Origin of the sequence: Mesorhizobium sp. Primo-A (assembly GCF_003997175.1) — a bacterium.
Lineage (GTDB): Bacteria > Pseudomonadota > Alphaproteobacteria > Rhizobiales > Rhizobiaceae > Mesorhizobium > Mesorhizobium ciceri.
The window spans coordinates 25,208-41,099 of the sequence record NZ_RZTG01000007.1; the positions used below are offsets into that span (position 1 = coordinate 25,208).

Here is a 15,892-nt window from a genome sequence, read left to right on the forward strand (position 1 = left end):
CCATCCGCTCTGGCCTTGAAGAACCGGACGAGGGCTCAGGTGCCGCATGCCCGGGCGTAGATCTCGATGCTTCGCTGGACGTGATCGATCGCGATCTCCTCGACGTCGCAGCCGCGGGCGGCCCAAGCGAGCGCCGAAGGCAGGTGCTGGAGAAACAGCGTCACCGGCACCTTGCGGCCCTTCAACGCGTCGAAGAGCCGGTCGCAGGCGGCACGGGCTTGCGGGGTCGCCCAATAATATCGGATGCGATCGGAATAGGAGTAGTGGCGCAGCGTCCGCTTGTCGGCATCGCTGCCATGATAGTGGCTTGCCCAGTTCTTGGGCGCGGCTTGCATCAGCTCTTCCATGGCCTGATAAAGCGGCCGCTGGCCATAGAAAGGCACCAGATCGGAAGCGATCAGGTCGAGCGCGTACAGCGCCTCGCGCAGTTTGAAGGTCAGCTCGGGGCCGACCTTGAGGATGGCGAAGCCATCTTCGACGAGTTCACGCAGCGGCCTCTCGCCCTGATAGTCCGTCGAATGCGCTTCGAAAATGAGCGACGGCAATGTGTTCAGAGTTGCCGCCAGATCGCTGGCCTTGGTCCGATCGTAAAAAATCACATTCTGGTTGCCGAACTCCACGCCCGGCTGCACGACAAGCCCGATGACGCGGGAAAACGCGCTTTCAAGCCCGGCGGCCTGGAATGCTTTGGCGTGAATGGCATGTGTCTGGCGAGCCGCCTCCGGACTGGTCGGGGTGATCGCATCCAAAGCGTGATCGGCGCCACCGGGAGGCGGCACCTCCGTCCCGATGATGTAGACCGGGCTTGCCCCGCCGCTCTGCGCGGCCGCCTGTTCCGCGACGCCCGCCATTCTGGCTGCGCGCTCGGCCACCGTATGGTCGTCTAGCGTCGCCGGTTCACCCGCGCAGCCCATCGATGCATCGAGATGGATCTTGCGGAAGCCGGCGCGGACATAAGCATCGACCATTGTCCCGGCCTGCGCCATCGCCTCCTCGGCGGGCCGGTCTTTCCAGGGATTGGGACCGAGATGATCCCCGCCAAGCACGATCAGCTCTGTCGGGCACTGCTCGACTGCCGCGAGCGCTTTCACCATCGCCGCGAAATCGGACGGCGTCATGCCCGTATAACCGCCCAGATGATTGACCTGGTTGCACGTCGCTTCGATCAGGACGGTGGTGCCGGTTTCCCGGCCGTGGCGCAGTGCAGCTTTGAGCACCAGGGGGTGCGCCGAGCACACCGAGGTTACCCCGATTTTCTTTCCTTCCCTGTGCAGGCCCGGCACATCTTCGATCGCCACACGCATCAGCTTCTTCTCGCCGTTCTTGCCATGAAATCTTCCAGTTCGGCCCGCGTGCCGGCTCCCTCCATGGGGCCGAGGCGTGTGACGTTGCGCGCCCCTGCCGCATTGGCGAATTCGAGCGAAGTCCGCAGCGGCATCCCCAACCGCCGGCATGCGACATAGGCTCCGCCGAAACAGTCGCCGGCGCCGGTGGGGTCCGTTTCCTCGACGATGAGGCCGGGACAATCGGCACTGGCGCCCGTGCTTTGACGGGCTGACGCGCCATGTTCGCCACGCTTCACGGCGATCTCCTTGACCCCTCGTTTGAACAGCGCCTCGATTGCGCGTTCCTCGCCATCCATGCCGGCGGCCAGGAACAATTCATTGCCCGACGGCAGCAGCAGGTCCGCTTTGTCCACCAGGCTCGCGAATTTCTCCTCGGTCTGGCCGTGCGCCAGCAATTCTTTGCGCAGGTTCGGATCGAGCGACATGGTGCCGCCGCGTGCCTTGATCAGCGGGATCGCGCGTTCGGTGATCGCCCAGGCCGCGGGGCTTGCGAACACCGTTCCCATGACGTGGATATGCCCGCAACGCGCGATCAGCGCCTCGACCTGCGGGGTCCATTCCAGTCGAGCGGCGGCGGATTTGGCGATGTTGTAGACGAAATCGCGGCTTCCGTCCGTGCGGTAGCGGACAAAGGCGCTGCCCGTCGGATAATCCGCGGAAACAGCGATGGCGGAAGTGTCTACGCCGTCTCGCTTCAGGCGCTCCATGTTGACCGCGCCGAAATCGTCGTCGCCCACCACGCCCACCATTGCCGCCGCTCCGCCCATACGCGCGCATTGATCGATGAAGATGGCGGGCGCGCCACTCGGAAAGGGGCCAATGAGGTCGATCGGTTCCCGGAAACCGGTGCCTGTCTGCCTCGCGACGATCTCTACCAGGATTTCTCCAATCGTCACGGTTGGCCCGAGCGAGTCCGGTGCAAGCGTTTGGGGGAGGTCGTTCATCAAGCGTCCAATCCTAGGTGTGGTGTCGTTTGCGGTTTCACGACGCCGAGGCGTCTGGACCGGAAACCGCGTCCTTGTTGAGCATCTGGTTGTCGAGCGACATGAAGCGCTGATGCATCATGCAAGCGGCTCCGAAGGCAGCTCCATAGATGGCGCTCTCGTTGAAAACGATCTCGGGGATAGGAAAGGTCGCGGCCTGGAGCTCGCGGATATGCGCGTCGACCCGTGCGGCGACCAATGGATACAATTCCGCGACGGACCCGCCCAGCACGATGCGGTTCGGGTCGATCAGCCGCGAGATCTGCACGACTGCAAATGCGAACAAGACAGCCCATTCTTCGGCGAGCTGCACCGCTTGAGGAACACGATCGCGGACGTCACGCAGGAACAAGTCCAAGTCGGCGTCCGGCCTGTACTGGCGATAGGATGACAGGATGCGGTCGCGCCCGAAGGCCTGCTCCAGATTCCGGTATGTCGGGTTCCGTGTCTTGAGGTGGCCGACTTCTCCGGCCAGGCCATTGCCGCCGCGGAACAACTTGCCGTCGATGACAATTCCGCCACCGACACCGTTCTCGATGACCATGAAGAAGGTGACGCCGCTCGCCGCTTCCGGCTGGCTGTATGTGATGCCGATGCCGAATGCGTTGCCGTCATTTTCCGCGGATACCGGGATCTCGGCCGGAAGAAGGCTGCGGGCAAGGCCTGTGAGATCGACATTGCGCCACCCCAGGATCGGTGCGACGTGGATGAAACCGTCCTGGTTCATTTGTCCGGGCACCGCGATGCCGATGCCCTGACATCGCGCCAGGCTATCCTTCCGCATCTCGAGAAACACCTGTTCGATCGCCATGTGGACCGCGGCCTCCGGATCGCTGTCGTGTCCTTCGAAGCGCGTCATGGCGCTGCGAACGATCTTGCCCGCGAGATCGATCTCGACGCATGTCATATGTTCGACACCGATCTCTATGCCGGCGAAGAAAACGGCTTCAGGCACGATTTCCACGAGGATACCCGGTCTTCCGGCCCTGGGCTGGCCCGCCGGATTCGCGACATCGTTCTCCGCTACTTCGCGAACGAGTCCGGCCTCGACCAACTCCAGGACGATATTGCCGGCGGACGAGCGGTTGACCCCCATATGCCTGGCGAGATCGGCCCGGCTCAAAGGGCCGAAGCGGTGGAGCGCGTTCAGCGTCGCTACCGAATTGCTCTGGCGGATCCTGCGAGGCGAGCTGCTGGCGAAGGTTACATGGTTCATGGCGGACTCCGCATGTTCGTTCCCAGCCTATACTTCACCCGAGCTTGTTTTTCCTCCGGCAACGCAAAGTCCTCAAAGAATGAACCGCCTGATGTCGGAAGCAAGCAATTCCCGCTGCGCCGGACGCGAAGGAGAATGCCGCGAGCGAGCGGCATCCTCCTGTTGGAGCGTCAATTGCCGACAAGCACCTTGTCGACATTCTCGGAGGTCACCGCCAGCCACGGCACGTAGTAATGCTGGTCCTTGCCGTCGTTCCAGGCGAGCTTGCCGCCGTTTACGTCCCAGACAGCCGCGCGCGGCTTGTAGCTGTCGCCGACGATCTTGTGCAGCGCGAGGTCGATCGCCCCTTGCGCCTGTCCGTTGGCATCCTGGAGGATGGACATCGACTGTTCGCCACGCTTGACGGCTTCAAGCGCGTCCTTGATGCCGTCCACGCCGGCGACCGGAACCGTCTTGGGATCCAGGCCGTGGTTGCGGATGCCCTCGATGGCGCCGACGGCCATCTCGTCGTTTTCGGCCAGGACGCCCTGGATCGCATCGCCATGCGAGGTCAGGAAATTCTCCATCAGCGTGATGGCCTCGGCGCGTGACCAGTTGGCGGTGTTCTGCTCCAGGATGGTCACTCCGGGATTTTCCTTCAGCACCTTCTGGATCCCTTCAAGCCGCTGTACCTGGGCCGACTGGCCCAGCATCCCTTCCAGGATCACGACCTTGGCCTGCGGGCCGGCCTTGTCGATCACCGCCTTGGCCAGCATTTCGCCGGCCTCGACATCGTTGGAATTGATGTAGGCGTCGTAGAGCGCGGTGTTGGAAACCATCGTGTTGGAGCCGAACACCGGGATGCCGGCTGCCTTCGCGCGCTCGATCGGTTCATTGCCGGCGTCGATGTCGACCGGGATGAAGATGATCGCGTCGTATTTTTCGGTGATGGCTGTGTCGAACAGGTTCGACTGCGTCAGCACGTCCTGGCGACCGTCGAGAACTGTCAGCGCGGCGGTACCGTCCGCAAGCGCGGGGTGCGCCTTGGCGGCATCGGCCCACAGAACATTGTACTCGGTGTTGAGGCTCTGGACGATCGCCGCGATCTTCAACGTCTTGGCGTCGGCCGAACTCCCCCCGAACACCATGCCTGCAAGGGCAAGGCCGGCCGCTGCTCCCATCAGGAAGCGTCTTGTCGTTTTCATGTGCATTTCCTCCATGTTGCGTGCGGCCGCGCCGCTTGCGCCTGTTACTCTCTCCCGGCTCGGGAGCGGTCGATCAGCACCGCGAGGACGATGATCGAACCCTTGATGATCTGCTGGTAGTATGAGGACACCCCCATCAGATCGAGACCGTTGCTGATCATGCCGATGATCAGCACGCCCACCAGCGTATAGCCGATGCGGCCGATACCTCCGGTGAGGCTTGTTCCGCCGATGACCACCGCCGCGATGGCATCGAGTTCGTAGCCGATGCCCGCCTGTGGCAGGGCGGACGTGGTGCGGGCCGTCAGCATGACACCCGCGAGACCGGCCAGCGCGCCCATGATGACGTAAACCGAAAAGATGATGCCGGTGGTGTTGATGCCGCTCGTCTTCGCGCTGCGCGGGTTTCCGCCCACCGCATAGACCCGTCTTCCGTAAATGGAGTAGCGCAGGACGATTGCCGCGACAGCGAAGACGACGGCGAAAATGATCACCGGTACCGGTATGCCGAGCACGAGACCCTGGCCGAGCCAGCGGAATTCGAGGCTGAGATTGGGAATCGGGCGGCCGCCGCTGTAAAGCAGCGTCGCGCCGCGCGCCACGCTCAGCATTCCGAGCGTGGCGACGAAGGCCGGCACCTTGAAGTAGGCGATCAGCCCGCCATTGACGGCGCCGCAAAGCGCGCCCACGGCGACGCCGGCCGCGACTGCTAGGAGCGGATTGAACGCATCCGCGCCGGTGACCAGGCTGGCCGCCACGGCGCCGGCCAGCGCCAGGAGCGAACCGATGGAGAGATCGATGCCGGCCGTCAGGATCACGAAGGTCATGCCGACAGCCAGCACACCGTTCATGGAGACCTGCCGCAGAACGTTCAGCAGATTGTTGGTGGACAGGAAGTTCGGCGACGCCAGCGACAACACGACGAACAGGAGGATAAACGAGATGACGATGCCATAACGGGCGATGAACTTTCCCAGGCTCATGCCGCTCATGCTTTGACTGGCGGATACCATTGGATTCTTCTCCACGAAATGGATCGTCTGGCTAGGAAGCCAGATGAACGAGGGTTTCCTGGGTGGCCTCGGGTCCGGCGACCTCGCCTGCGATGCGGCCCCGGCGAAAAACGACGATGCGATCCGCATTGGCGAGGATTTCGGGCACCTCGGACGAGATCATCAGCACGGCGTTTCCCGCCTTCACGAAATTGCCGAGGAAGGCATAGATCTCGCGCTTGGCGCCTTCGTCGACGCCGCGTGTCGGCTCGTCGCAGATCAGGATCCTGGGGTTGGTGTCGACACAGCGCGCAAGGACAACCTTCTGCTGGTTGCCGCCGCTCAGGGATTGGACGGGCAGGTCCGGCGACGCCGTCTTGATGGAGAAGCGCTTGATGTGCTCGACCACGCTCCTGCCTTCCGCCGATCCGTTCATGAAGCCCTTGCGCGCATAATGCGGCAGGTTGGCCACGGTGATGTTGTGGGCGACCGACGCGGTCAGTGACAGGCCCGTCTGCTTGCGGTCCTCCGTGACCAGCGAAATGCCGGCGCCGATGGAATCGGCGGGCGTCTTGAGATCGATGGGCTTGCCCTCGATCAGCACCTGGCCGGAATCCCGCGGCTCGTTTCCGTAGAGCGCATTCACGAACTCGCTGCGACCGGAGCCGAGAAGCCCGTATATGCCGACGATCTCTCCCGCATGAACGGTCATGTCGATGTCGGCGAACTTTCCCTTCGATGCAAAGCCGCGGGCTTCGAGCAAGGGTTTCTGCGGGCCGGTATCCTTCGGTTCGCGATGATGGTCCAACAGGTCGCGGCCGACGATCGACCGGATCAGGCCCTTGCGGTCGATTTCGGAAATCGATCCGCCGCCTACGAAACGGCCGTCGCGGAAGACCGTATAATCGTCGGCGATCTCGAAGATCTCGGTCAGGCGGTGCGAGACATAAATGATGCCTACGCCCTCCGCGGTCAGAGTGCGGATCGCGTCGAACAGCATCTGCGCCTCGCGCTCGCCAATGGCCGAGGTGGGTTCGTCCATGATCAGGATGTCGCTGCGGCGGCTGATTGCCTTGGTGATCTCGACGAGTTGGGCCTGCGCGATCGAAAGATCGCGCAACCGCGCACCAGCGGGGATGTTGAATTTCAACCGCGCCAGGATCGCCTCCGCGTCGCTTAGCATGCACTTGTCGTCGACGAAGAAGCGGCCGCGCCGCTGTTCGCGGCCGAGATAGAGGTTCTCGGCGACGGTCATGTCCAGGAACGGGCTGAGCTCCTGGGTGATGATGGCGATACCGGCATCGAGCGCCTCGGCGGGGGAGGAGAAATTCACCTCCCGGCCTTTCACCGTGACGGATCCGGCGTCGCGCCGCAGCATCCCCATCAACACGCCGAGGAAGGTGGACTTGCCGGCACCGTTGCCACCGCACAAGGCATTGACCGTCCCGGCGCGCAACCGAATCCGCCCGTCGACCAGGGCGGGAACGCCTGCAAAGCTCTTCGCGACATTTTCGGCGCTGAGGAGAAGCGGCGCGGTGGCGCCGTTCTCGTTGGTGATAGCTTCGTTCTGCGTCATCTTCCCGTCCTCCTCGGGATGAGATGGCGCGGGCGCTTGTCGGCCCGCAGCCCTTTCGTCTTCAGGCAGCCTTGTTGATCTCGGCCCGGCGCACGGCTTCTTCCCAACGGCTTTCGATGAAAGCCTTGGCATGCGCGGCGAGCGGATTGTTGTCGGTCCAGGTGTCGCGCCAGATGCCGCACACACGCGACAGGGCTTCATCGACGATGGCGCTGGAGAAGCTCTCGAAGGTGACGTCGCGATTGTGGAAGCCAATGTCCACCAGCGCGGAAAAGATGCTCGCGAAATCGATCGTACCGGTGCCGAGATAGCCGCGGTAGTTCTCGTTGAAGTGGAAATAACCGAGCTTGTCCCCAGCCAGACGGATCGCCTCGGCCTGGCTCGCCTCCTCGATGTTCATGTGGAACGTGTCGAGATGCAGGAAGACGTCGTCGCGGCCGGTGTCCTTGATGAACTTCAGGCCTTGCGCGGTCGTGTTCAAGAGGTTGGACTCGAAGCGGTTCACCACTTCCAGAACGATCTGCACGCCGCTATCCCTGGCCACCTCGGCTGTCGCGGCGATGGCGTCGGCGCTGTTCATCCAGCCGGTTCGCGTGGGCAGCCCGTCATACTTGCCGTGCATCGAATAGAGAATGCCGCCCAATCGGATGCCGCCGATGTCGCGGACCGCCTTGACCGCGTCGGACAAGAGCGCCTTTCCCTTGGTGACCACGGCCTTGTCCTCGCTCGAGACGTCCGCATCCGCCGACAGGCCCATCGTGACCACGATCTCGATGTCCAGTTCCTTGGCTTGCTTCGCCAGGCGGTCGAGGTCGAATTTCTCGGGCCGCAGATAAGCGAACTCGATCAGCCGGTAACCATGATCCGCCGACTTGGCGAGTGCCATTTCCAGGCCCTCCTGGGTCAGGCCGTTTGTCCAGACAAATGAATGGATACCAAGACGCCGCATTCAGATCCTCCGATAATCAGGTTTGCATGTTAAAGATACAAACTTGATCCTGAATGCCTAAAATTCAGCTTCGGCGCAAGAGGAATTCTGGCATTGGTCGGCGCGAGCCAATCATGCCGGATTAAAAAAATGCTGGAAAACAAATGGTTGAGAGGCATCATGGAGATGCGAGAAAATCTTCTCTGACCTATGCGAGAAACGGGATATGCAGCTTTTGACAACAAATATCCCGTCACTTGCGCAGACCGAGCGGCATGGACCGCTCGCTCGGCGAGACGCAAGGCGAATGCGGAACGAGCGGAACCCGGTCCAACGTTCGTTGGTTCCTGCCAAGGCATTCGCTTGGGACCAGCCGGCGGACGCCCGATCCTCCGGCTTGCCCAAGCGCGCACCCGGACGCGGCGACGCGCAAACCCTCAGCCGGGAAACAGGTCCAGGATCGACGACAGACGGTTGGCACTGAGATCGATGTCGCTGAGCGGGCCGCCGCTGGGGAGATAGCCAACCACGAACAGACCGGCGGCCCGTGCGGCCTTGGTGCCGGTGCGGCTGTCTTCCACAGCGACGACGGATCCCGGAGCTATGGCGAGCTGCCGGCAGGCCTCGCGATAGGGCGTTGGGTCGGGTTTGCCGACCGTAACGTCGTCGAGGCTGATTGTGAGGCTCATATGGTCGAGCACGCCGAGCGCATCCAGATTGGCATTGACGACTTGCCGGCCGGAATTTGACACGCAGACCTGCGGGACGCCGCGGTCAGCCAGGGTCCGGATCGTCTCGACCGCCTCGGGGATCGGGATGGCGTCCGCCCGGTTGGCGACGTAGTGGGCATTGATGGCGGCGAGCCACTCCGCCTGGTCAAGCCCGACTGGGAGGCGCGGACGCAGCATTGTCCAGACGTCGCCCATATGGATGCCGCGAAAGGCTTGGTCGGGCAGGTCGTCAAGATCGACGTTCCAGTTGCGGCAGCCGGCGAGGAGAGATTGATGATGCAACGGCTCGCTGTCGATCAGCGTTCCGTCGATGTCCCAGGCGACGGCGCGATACATCACGATGGCGATCCCGCTTTGGTCGCGCCAGGAGCCGATAGGCGTGTATAGAGATCGCGATAGCGGCGGTAACCGTCGCGGTAGATGTCGGCCTTTCGCGGGTCGGGATCGAGCCGGTCGGCGAAGCTGACGAAACCGGAAACGCCCGACCAGTCGTCGGTCAGGCCGGTGCCTATCGCCGCCGTCCAGGCAGCGCCGATGCAGGAGCCGGGGTGCCCGGTCAGGCGTTGGACCGGCTTTTGCAAGACATCCGCGACAATCTGCATCCAGACCTTGCTGCTTGAGCCGCCGTCGGAGGCGAGATAGCGCTCGGTCCGATGGCCCATGTCGTTGAGCACCTCGACATGATGCGCGATGGCAAAGGCATAGGCCTCGAGCAAAGCGCGCCAGACATGGCCGATATCGTGCGAAAGCGTCAGGCCGTCGATCACGCCGCGGGCCGCTGGATCATGGATCGGCGTCTTCTCGCCAAGGAAATAGGGCAGGATGATGAGGCCGTCGGCACCGGCGGGACGCTCTGCCGCCAGCGCATCGAGCCGCTGGTGTACGGAAATACCCTCGGCCTGTGCCGCGGCCATCTCGCCGCCGGCGAAATTGCGTACGAACCAGTTGAGGGCGGAGCCGCCTGTCGACATGCAGCCATTGGGCATGAACAGGCCCGGGACCAGGTGATAATCGAGATACATGCGCGGATCGGGCTTGATCTGATCGGTAGCGATCAGGATATCGACCGAGCCGCCGAATTTCAGGAGGACATCGCCCGGCTTGGCGACGCCGGCGCCAAGCGCGGAGGCGATCATGTCGGCTGCACCGCCGACGACCGGTGTTCCCGCCATCAGGCCTGTCTCATCGGCGGCCTTCGCCGAGACGGAGCCGAGGATCTCATGCGAGGCGATCTTTCGTGGCACGGCCGAGCGCGGTATGTGCGCGAGCGCCACCAGATCGTCGTCGATCCGGTGCGTCGAAACGTCGACGAAGCCGGCCTCCAGCGCCCAGTTCTGCTCGACCGCACGTTCGCCGGTGAGGCGCCAGTTGATATAATCGTAGGAGCCGAAAACGGTGGCGATGCGGCTGAACACCTCCGGCTCGTGACGCTCAATCCAGCGCAGCTTTGCGGTGACGAGCTGTTGGTTGATGCCGTTGCCGGCCTTGGCGATGAAAGCCGTCTCATCGCATTCGGTCCGCAGTTCGGCCACTTCGGCGCCACAGCGGCCGTCGCTCTGCTGGATGCTCGGCCGCAGCACTTCGCCCTTCTCGTTCAGAAGAACGACCGCCGGCAGCATGCCGGTGGTGCCGACCGCCACGATTTCCTCGGCCTTGATGCCGCTGGTCCTGAGCAACTCCTGCACGATGTCGCGGACATTGGTCCACCATTGCGCGGGATCTTCCTCGGCCCAGCCCGCATGCTCGGAATGCAGCGTGACGGGGCGCGAGGCGAGGCCCAGCACCTGATCGGGAAGCCGGATCAGGATGCCGATCGTCGAGGTGGTGCCGATATCGAGACCGAGAACGAACGCCATGTCGAATCCATTGAAATGCTGGGAAGGGCAGGCGGGCGAAACCTGTCTGCCTCGTTGTGTCGCACTGCTCGATACCAGTCGATCATTCCGGACGCCGGCCTGCAACGATCGATATGATCACCGCGAGCCGGCGCGATGGCCGGCATCGCCGTGGAAGCCGTCCTCAGCGCAAAGTGGCGACAACATCCATGAAGCGCTTGACCCGATCGCCGTCGACGGCGTTCCAGGTATTGCCACCGATCTTGAAATGGGTCCCGATCACGACGCCGCTCGCCAGCGAAAGGACGTCGCGGACATTGTCGATGTTCACGCCGGTGTTGGCGAAGACCGGCACGTCCTTGATCGTCTCGCAGACGCTGCGCAGGTGGGACTGGTCGGCCGGCTGGCCGGTGATCGGACCGGAGACGAGGATCGCGTCTGCCATCGACGAGAACACCGCGCTCTTGGCACGCAATTCAATCGGGCGCTGGTCGAGCGAGTGTGCGAACTCGGCATTGATGTTGAAGAGAAGCTTCATGTCGTCGCGACCAAGGTTGTGCCGCAGGCGCGAGGCGGCGGCGCAATCGGGCTCCCACAAGCCCATATCGGAAGCGAACAGGCCGGTGAAGATCTCGCGCACGAAACGGGCTCCGGTGGCAGCTCCGATCGCGACGCTGGCAGTCGGATCCCAGAGATAGTTGACGCCAAACGGCACTCTCAGCTCGGGCTTCACCGCCTGGACGATGGCAGTCATGGCGGCAATGCCCTCGGGCGGCGCCTTGAAGACATAGGGGCGGTCGTTCTCGTTGCCGAACATGATGGCATCGACGCCGCCGTTCTGCAGCTTGCGGATGTCGGAGAGTACGCCATCGATCAGCTTGTCGAGGCCGCCATCGGCATCATAGAGGGGCGTTCCCGGCAGGGCACCGATATGTGCCATCGAGATGACAGCCTTCTTCTTGTCGCCGAAAAATTCAAATACCATCGAGTCTTCTCCTTGGGGATAAAGTGAAAATGGCGCGCCTCAGTCGCGCGTCAGTGGCGGCGCGATGCGCAGGTCGACCTTGGCCGCGGCGAGCGCCGCGACGATCTTGGCCGGCGGCTCGGCATCGGTGATGAGGATGTCGAAGTCCGACAGTGGCGCTATCCGCACCAGCGACATGCGCAGGAATTTGGCGGAATCGCACAGGACGATCTTGGTGCCTGACCGCCTCAGATAGGCGCGCTTCATATCGGTATCATCGAAGGAATAATCGAAGAGGCCGTCCGCTGTGATACCGGAGACGCCGATCACGGCGACATCGAACCACAGCGCCTCGAACTGGGCGATGGCCGCAGGCCCGCCGGTCGACATCTCGTCGGCCCGTACGCGGCCGCCGGCAACATAGACTTCGGGCACACCGCCATTCAGCGCCGCCGCGATCCTGAGGCTGTTGGTGAACACCTTGGCGTGCGGAAGGTCCCTGAGGTGCTCGGCCATCAGATAGGTGGTGGTGCCGACATCCAAAGCGATCGTGCGGTATCCCGAAACCAGCGCGGCCGCGGCCGCGGCAATCGCGGCCTTCGGGTCGCGGCGCTGGCGCAAGCGCGAATCGAAACTCGGCTCTTCGCTGTCCATGGCGACCAGCGGCGGGTTGTCGGCCTCGATCGCGCCGCCATGGATTCGGACCAGCCTACCCTCGCGTTCCAGTTCGACGAGATCGCGGCGGATCGTCATGTCGGAAACGGCAAGTTCGGCCGCTGCCGCGGCGACGGTGAGCGACCCCGTCCGGCGCAGCAAAGCCAGGATGCGTGCCTGCCGGTCGTGCGCGAGAAGGCGCTGACGATCGGCGTCGCGCGGTGCGCCATGCGGCGATGTCTCAGGAAGGGTGGTGTCGTCTGCCATCGATGTATCCGGTGGGTAAGCCGCCGACGAAGCGGTCTGCTGATCTTCACACTACCGCATGATCAAACATTTTCAAACAAAAATATGTTTGCAGTGTTCGATTTTATTGGTATGCATCTCGATATCAACAAAATGCGTTCCGCCATCAAGCAGAGAGAATACGACCATGCCGGCTGTCTCCGTCACGCCTCCCGTGCTTGCCGAACTCGCGGGCAAGCGAGCCTTCGTGACGGGCGGTGGCGCGGGGATCGGCCGGGCGATCGCGACCGCCCTGACGCGGCAGGGCGTCGCCGTGGCGATCGGCGATCTGGATCCCAAGGCGGCACGTCAGGCGGCTGAGGAAATTGGTGGCGGTGCCGCCGCCGTCACGGTCGATGTCCGCCGCCGCGATTCCGTCGAGGCGGCCTTCTCCACCGTACTGGAAGCGCTTGGCGGCTGCGACATCCTGATCGCCAATGCCGGCGTGTCCACCATGCAGCACGCGCTCGATCTGACCGACGAAGAGTGGGACTTCAACTTTTCGGTCAATGCCCGCGGTGTATTCCTGGCAAATCAGATCGCTGGACGGCATTTTGTCAAGCAGGGCACGGGCTGCATCGTCAACACCGCCTCGCTTGCCGCGAAGGTCGGTGCGCCGCTCCTGGCGCATTATTCGGCATCCAAGTTCGCCGTGCTCGGCTGGACGCAGGCCTTTGCCCGCGAGCTCGCGCCCAAGGGGATACGCGTTAATGCCGTCTGTCCGGGGTTCGTCAAGACCGGCATGCAATCGCGCGAAGTCGAGTGGGAGGCGCATCTGCGGCAAGTCACGCCCGAACGGGTGGTCGCCGACTATATTGCGCAGACGCCGCTCGGCCGGCTCGAGCTGCCGGAGGATGTCGCCGACGTCGTCGTGTTCCTCTGCTCGGATCAAGCCCGCTTCATGACCGGCCAGGGCGTCAACGTGACCGGCGGCGTCTACATGACCTGACGGCCTTTCGGCGGCTGTAGCCGGATCCTGATGCGGGCACGCGCCTATCCAAAAAAGTGAACACATATGATCAGAAGTTAGGCTTTTAATGTTATATTTTGTTCTCTAAGATGACCGTTCGCTCGACTTCGGCCTTCGGCGTCAGCCGGGTCAGACGGGTTCATGAGGAAAGTCTATGGCGTCTATCGAGCTCGATCGCGTTTCCAAGCTCTACGGCAATGGCAATTACGGGGTGCATGAGGTCGATCTCACCATTCCCGATGGTGAATTCGTGATCTTTCTCGGTCCGTCGGGATGCGGCAAGTCGACGACGCTGCGGATGATTGCCGGTCTGGAGAGTATCTCCTCCGGCGATCTCCGCATCGGTGGCAAGAGCGTCGCCAATGTCGCCCCGCGCGACCGAAACGTCGCCGTGGTGTTCCAGAGCTACGCGCTCTATCCGCATATGTCGGTGCGGCAGAATATGGCCTTCGGGCTGAAGATGCGCGGCACCGACGCGGCGGTCATCGATGCCAAGATTGCAGACGCCGCTAACCTGCTCGGTCTGCAGAATCTTCTCGGCCGCAAGCCGGCAGCGCTTTCGGGTGGCCAGCGGCAGCGTGTCGCGCTCGGCCGGGCGATCGTTCGCGAACCGGCGGCCTTCCTGCTTGACGAACCGCTGTCCAATCTCGATGCGCAACTGCGTGCCGAGATGCGGCTCGAACTCGTGAAGCTGCACCGGCGCCTCGGCCGCACCATCGTCCATGTCACCCACGACCAGGTCGAGGCGATGACCATGGGCGATCGCATATGCATCATGCGCGATGGTCGCCTGATCCAGGCCGGCCGGCCGCTTGAAGTCTATGCCGACCCGGTCAACACCTTCGTCGCACGCTTCCTGGCGACGCCGCCGATGAACCTCATTCCGGCCACGCTTCAGGCCGCACCTGGCGAAGGGCTCTCCGTCCTGACCGACAGCGGTGCCGTGCTTGCCGTCCCCGCCCGCCACCGCAACGCTTATGGCGAGCGTGCCGGGCGCCGCGTCATTCTGGGCGTGCGGGCCGAGGATTTCCACGAAAGCCCCGACAAGCCGGACTGGCAGAAGATTGCCGTACGGGTCGTGGCCGTCGAGGCTCTCGGCGCCGAGAACGTCCTGATCGGCCAGATTGCCGGTCACGCCACCGGCAGGGATGATGCTCACCCCGCGGGGGGCGACAAGCCGTTTGAGATCGCCGCCCGCCTCAGCCGTTATTTCACGGCGCCCGTCGGCTCGATGGTCGAACTCTACATCGACCCGCTGCCGATGCACCTCTTTGATCCCGAAACCGAACTGGTCATCGCGCGGCCGAGCCTCATGGGGGCCACGCGATGACCAGCATGGACAGAAACGAACGGCCGGCCTTTCGTCGCCGCTTCGGCTTGCATTTCGGGCTGATTGTCGTCTGCGCCATCGTGCTGCTGCCGCCGCTCTGGGTGCTGCGGACAAGCTTCGTCCCCGAGCAGTTGTCCTACAGCAACGAGCTGATGCCGGCCTTTACGACGGACAATTATTCGGCGCTGCTGTCGAGCCGCTTCGGTCAGTCGTACCTCAACAGCCTGATCGTCGCGCTCGGCTCGGTTCTGCTCGCATTGCCTTTTGCCGCCACCACCGGCTATGCCTTCGCCCGCTTCCGCACGGGCGGTCGTTGGGCGCGTTTTGCCGTTCTGGCGACGCAGATGTTGCCGCCCGTGGCGCTGGTGCTGCCGACCTTCACGCTGTTCCGAAGCCTGGAGCTCAGCAATTCGCTGACGGGGCTGATCATCGTCTATGCCGCGCTCAACCTGCCTTTCCTGACCTGGATCCTGATGGGCTTCTTCGAGGGCATTCCAGTCGATCTGGAATGGGCGGCGATGACCGACGGCGCGACCGCCTGGGGCGCCTTCTGGCGTATTGTCCTGCCGGTGTCGATGCCCGGTATCGCGGCCGCCGGCGTGCTCGGCTTCATCCTGGCTTGGAATGAGTTTTTGTTTGCCCTGGTTTTGAGCGGGCCGAAGACGGCAACCATACCGGTTGCGCTTGCGGCGTTGCAGACCTCGAACGGCGTCCAGATCGCCAAGGTTTCTGCCGGCGTCGTCCTTGCCATCCTGCCGCTGGTCGTGGCTTCCCGCTTCATCCAGCGTTTCATCGTCCAGGGCTTGACGTTCGGCAGCGTGAAATAGGCCGGCCGCTCCGAGAGCCGACATGGCTCGCTAGCCGGTTATGAAATCGTGGCGGGATCACCGCCGCGTCC

General features: G+C 63.2%; 14 protein-coding genes. 3 read left to right on the forward strand and 11 right to left on the reverse strand.

Translation table 11 applies throughout. The annotated features are described in order from the left end of the window. Window positions 1-35: 35 nt before the first annotated feature. The 11 genes from EOC83_RS14105 to EOC83_RS14155 all read right to left on the reverse strand — a co-directional run bounded on the left by EOC83_RS14105 (window position 36) and on the right by EOC83_RS14155 (window position 12,676). On the reverse strand, window positions 36-1,304 hold the full coding sequence (locus tag EOC83_RS14105; RefSeq protein ID WP_032898842.1) for a D-tagatose-bisphosphate aldolase, class II, non-catalytic subunit: 1,269 nt from the start codon (window positions 1,302-1,304) through the stop codon (window positions 36-38). Beyond that, window positions 1,304-2,290, reverse strand: coding sequence for a sugar kinase (locus tag EOC83_RS14110; RefSeq protein ID WP_063170080.1), 987 nt, complete (start codon window positions 2,288-2,290; stop codon window positions 1,304-1,306). Before EOC83_RS14110 ends, EOC83_RS14105 begins: the two co-directional genes overlap by 1 nt. A gap of 37 nt (window positions 2,291-2,327) precedes the next feature. Continuing rightward, the gene (locus tag EOC83_RS14115) at window positions 2,328-3,545 is read right to left on the reverse strand and encodes an ROK family transcriptional regulator (protein WP_024502254.1); all 1,218 of its coding nucleotides are present in this window, start codon (window positions 3,543-3,545) and stop codon (window positions 2,328-2,330) included. A gap of 170 nt (window positions 3,546-3,715) precedes the next feature. After that, the gene (locus EOC83_RS14120) at window positions 3,716-4,729 is read right to left on the reverse strand and encodes a substrate-binding domain-containing protein (protein WP_063170467.1); all 1,014 of its coding nucleotides are present in this window, start codon (window positions 4,727-4,729) and stop codon (window positions 3,716-3,718) included. Between the two features lie 44 nt (window positions 4,730-4,773). Beyond that, complete coding sequence (locus tag EOC83_RS14125; protein WP_032898845.1) at window positions 4,774-5,742, reverse strand: ABC transporter permease; 969 nt, start codon at window positions 5,740-5,742, stop codon at window positions 4,774-4,776. Window positions 5,743-5,773: 31 nt separating this feature from the next. Next, window positions 5,774-7,297 (reverse strand): sugar ABC transporter ATP-binding protein, encoded by a 1,524-nt coding sequence (locus EOC83_RS14130; RefSeq protein ID WP_063170081.1) that lies wholly within the window; start codon window positions 7,295-7,297, stop codon window positions 5,774-5,776. Window positions 7,298-7,358: 61 nt separating this feature from the next. Continuing rightward, on the reverse strand, window positions 7,359-8,246 hold the full coding sequence (locus EOC83_RS14135; protein ID WP_013530264.1) for a sugar phosphate isomerase/epimerase family protein: 888 nt from the start codon (window positions 8,244-8,246) through the stop codon (window positions 7,359-7,361). 416 nt (window positions 8,247-8,662) lie between these two features. Beyond that, window positions 8,663-9,292, reverse strand: coding sequence for an HAD family phosphatase (locus EOC83_RS14140; RefSeq protein ID WP_082826650.1), 630 nt, complete (start codon window positions 9,290-9,292; stop codon window positions 8,663-8,665). Continuing rightward, a complete protein-coding gene (locus EOC83_RS14145; RefSeq protein WP_063170083.1) occupies window positions 9,292-10,812 on the reverse strand; it encodes an FGGY-family carbohydrate kinase in 1,521 nt (506 codons plus the stop codon). The genes EOC83_RS14140 and EOC83_RS14145 overlap by 1 nt, the downstream gene beginning before the upstream one ends. A gap of 163 nt (window positions 10,813-10,975) precedes the next feature. Beyond that, window positions 10,976-11,776, reverse strand: a complete 801-nt coding sequence (locus EOC83_RS14150) for a BtpA/SgcQ family protein (RefSeq protein ID WP_024502261.1) — start codon at window positions 11,774-11,776, stop codon at window positions 10,976-10,978. A 39-nt stretch (window positions 11,777-11,815) separates the two neighbouring features. Beyond that, window positions 11,816-12,676: a DeoR/GlpR family DNA-binding transcription regulator gene (locus EOC83_RS14155; protein WP_063170084.1), complete on the reverse strand. Its 861-nt coding sequence runs from the start codon at window positions 12,674-12,676 to the stop codon at window positions 11,816-11,818. A 166-nt stretch (window positions 12,677-12,842) separates the two neighbouring features. Between EOC83_RS14155 and EOC83_RS14160 the strand changes: the two genes are divergently transcribed. From EOC83_RS14160 to EOC83_RS14170, 3 genes are all read left to right on the forward strand, one after another. Continuing rightward, window positions 12,843-13,643 (forward strand): SDR family NAD(P)-dependent oxidoreductase, encoded by an 801-nt coding sequence (locus EOC83_RS14160; protein WP_024502263.1) that lies wholly within the window; start codon window positions 12,843-12,845, stop codon window positions 13,641-13,643. Between the two features lie 175 nt (window positions 13,644-13,818). Next, the gene (locus EOC83_RS14165; RefSeq protein ID WP_063170085.1) at window positions 13,819-14,994 is read left to right on the forward strand and encodes an ATP-binding cassette domain-containing protein; all 1,176 of its coding nucleotides are present in this window, start codon (window positions 13,819-13,821) and stop codon (window positions 14,992-14,994) included. A 5-nt stretch (window positions 14,995-14,999) separates the two neighbouring features. Then, entirely contained in the window at window positions 15,000-15,821 is an 822-nt protein-coding gene (locus EOC83_RS14170; protein WP_032808731.1) for a carbohydrate ABC transporter permease, read from the forward strand. Window positions 15,822-15,892: the final 71 nt, after the last annotated feature.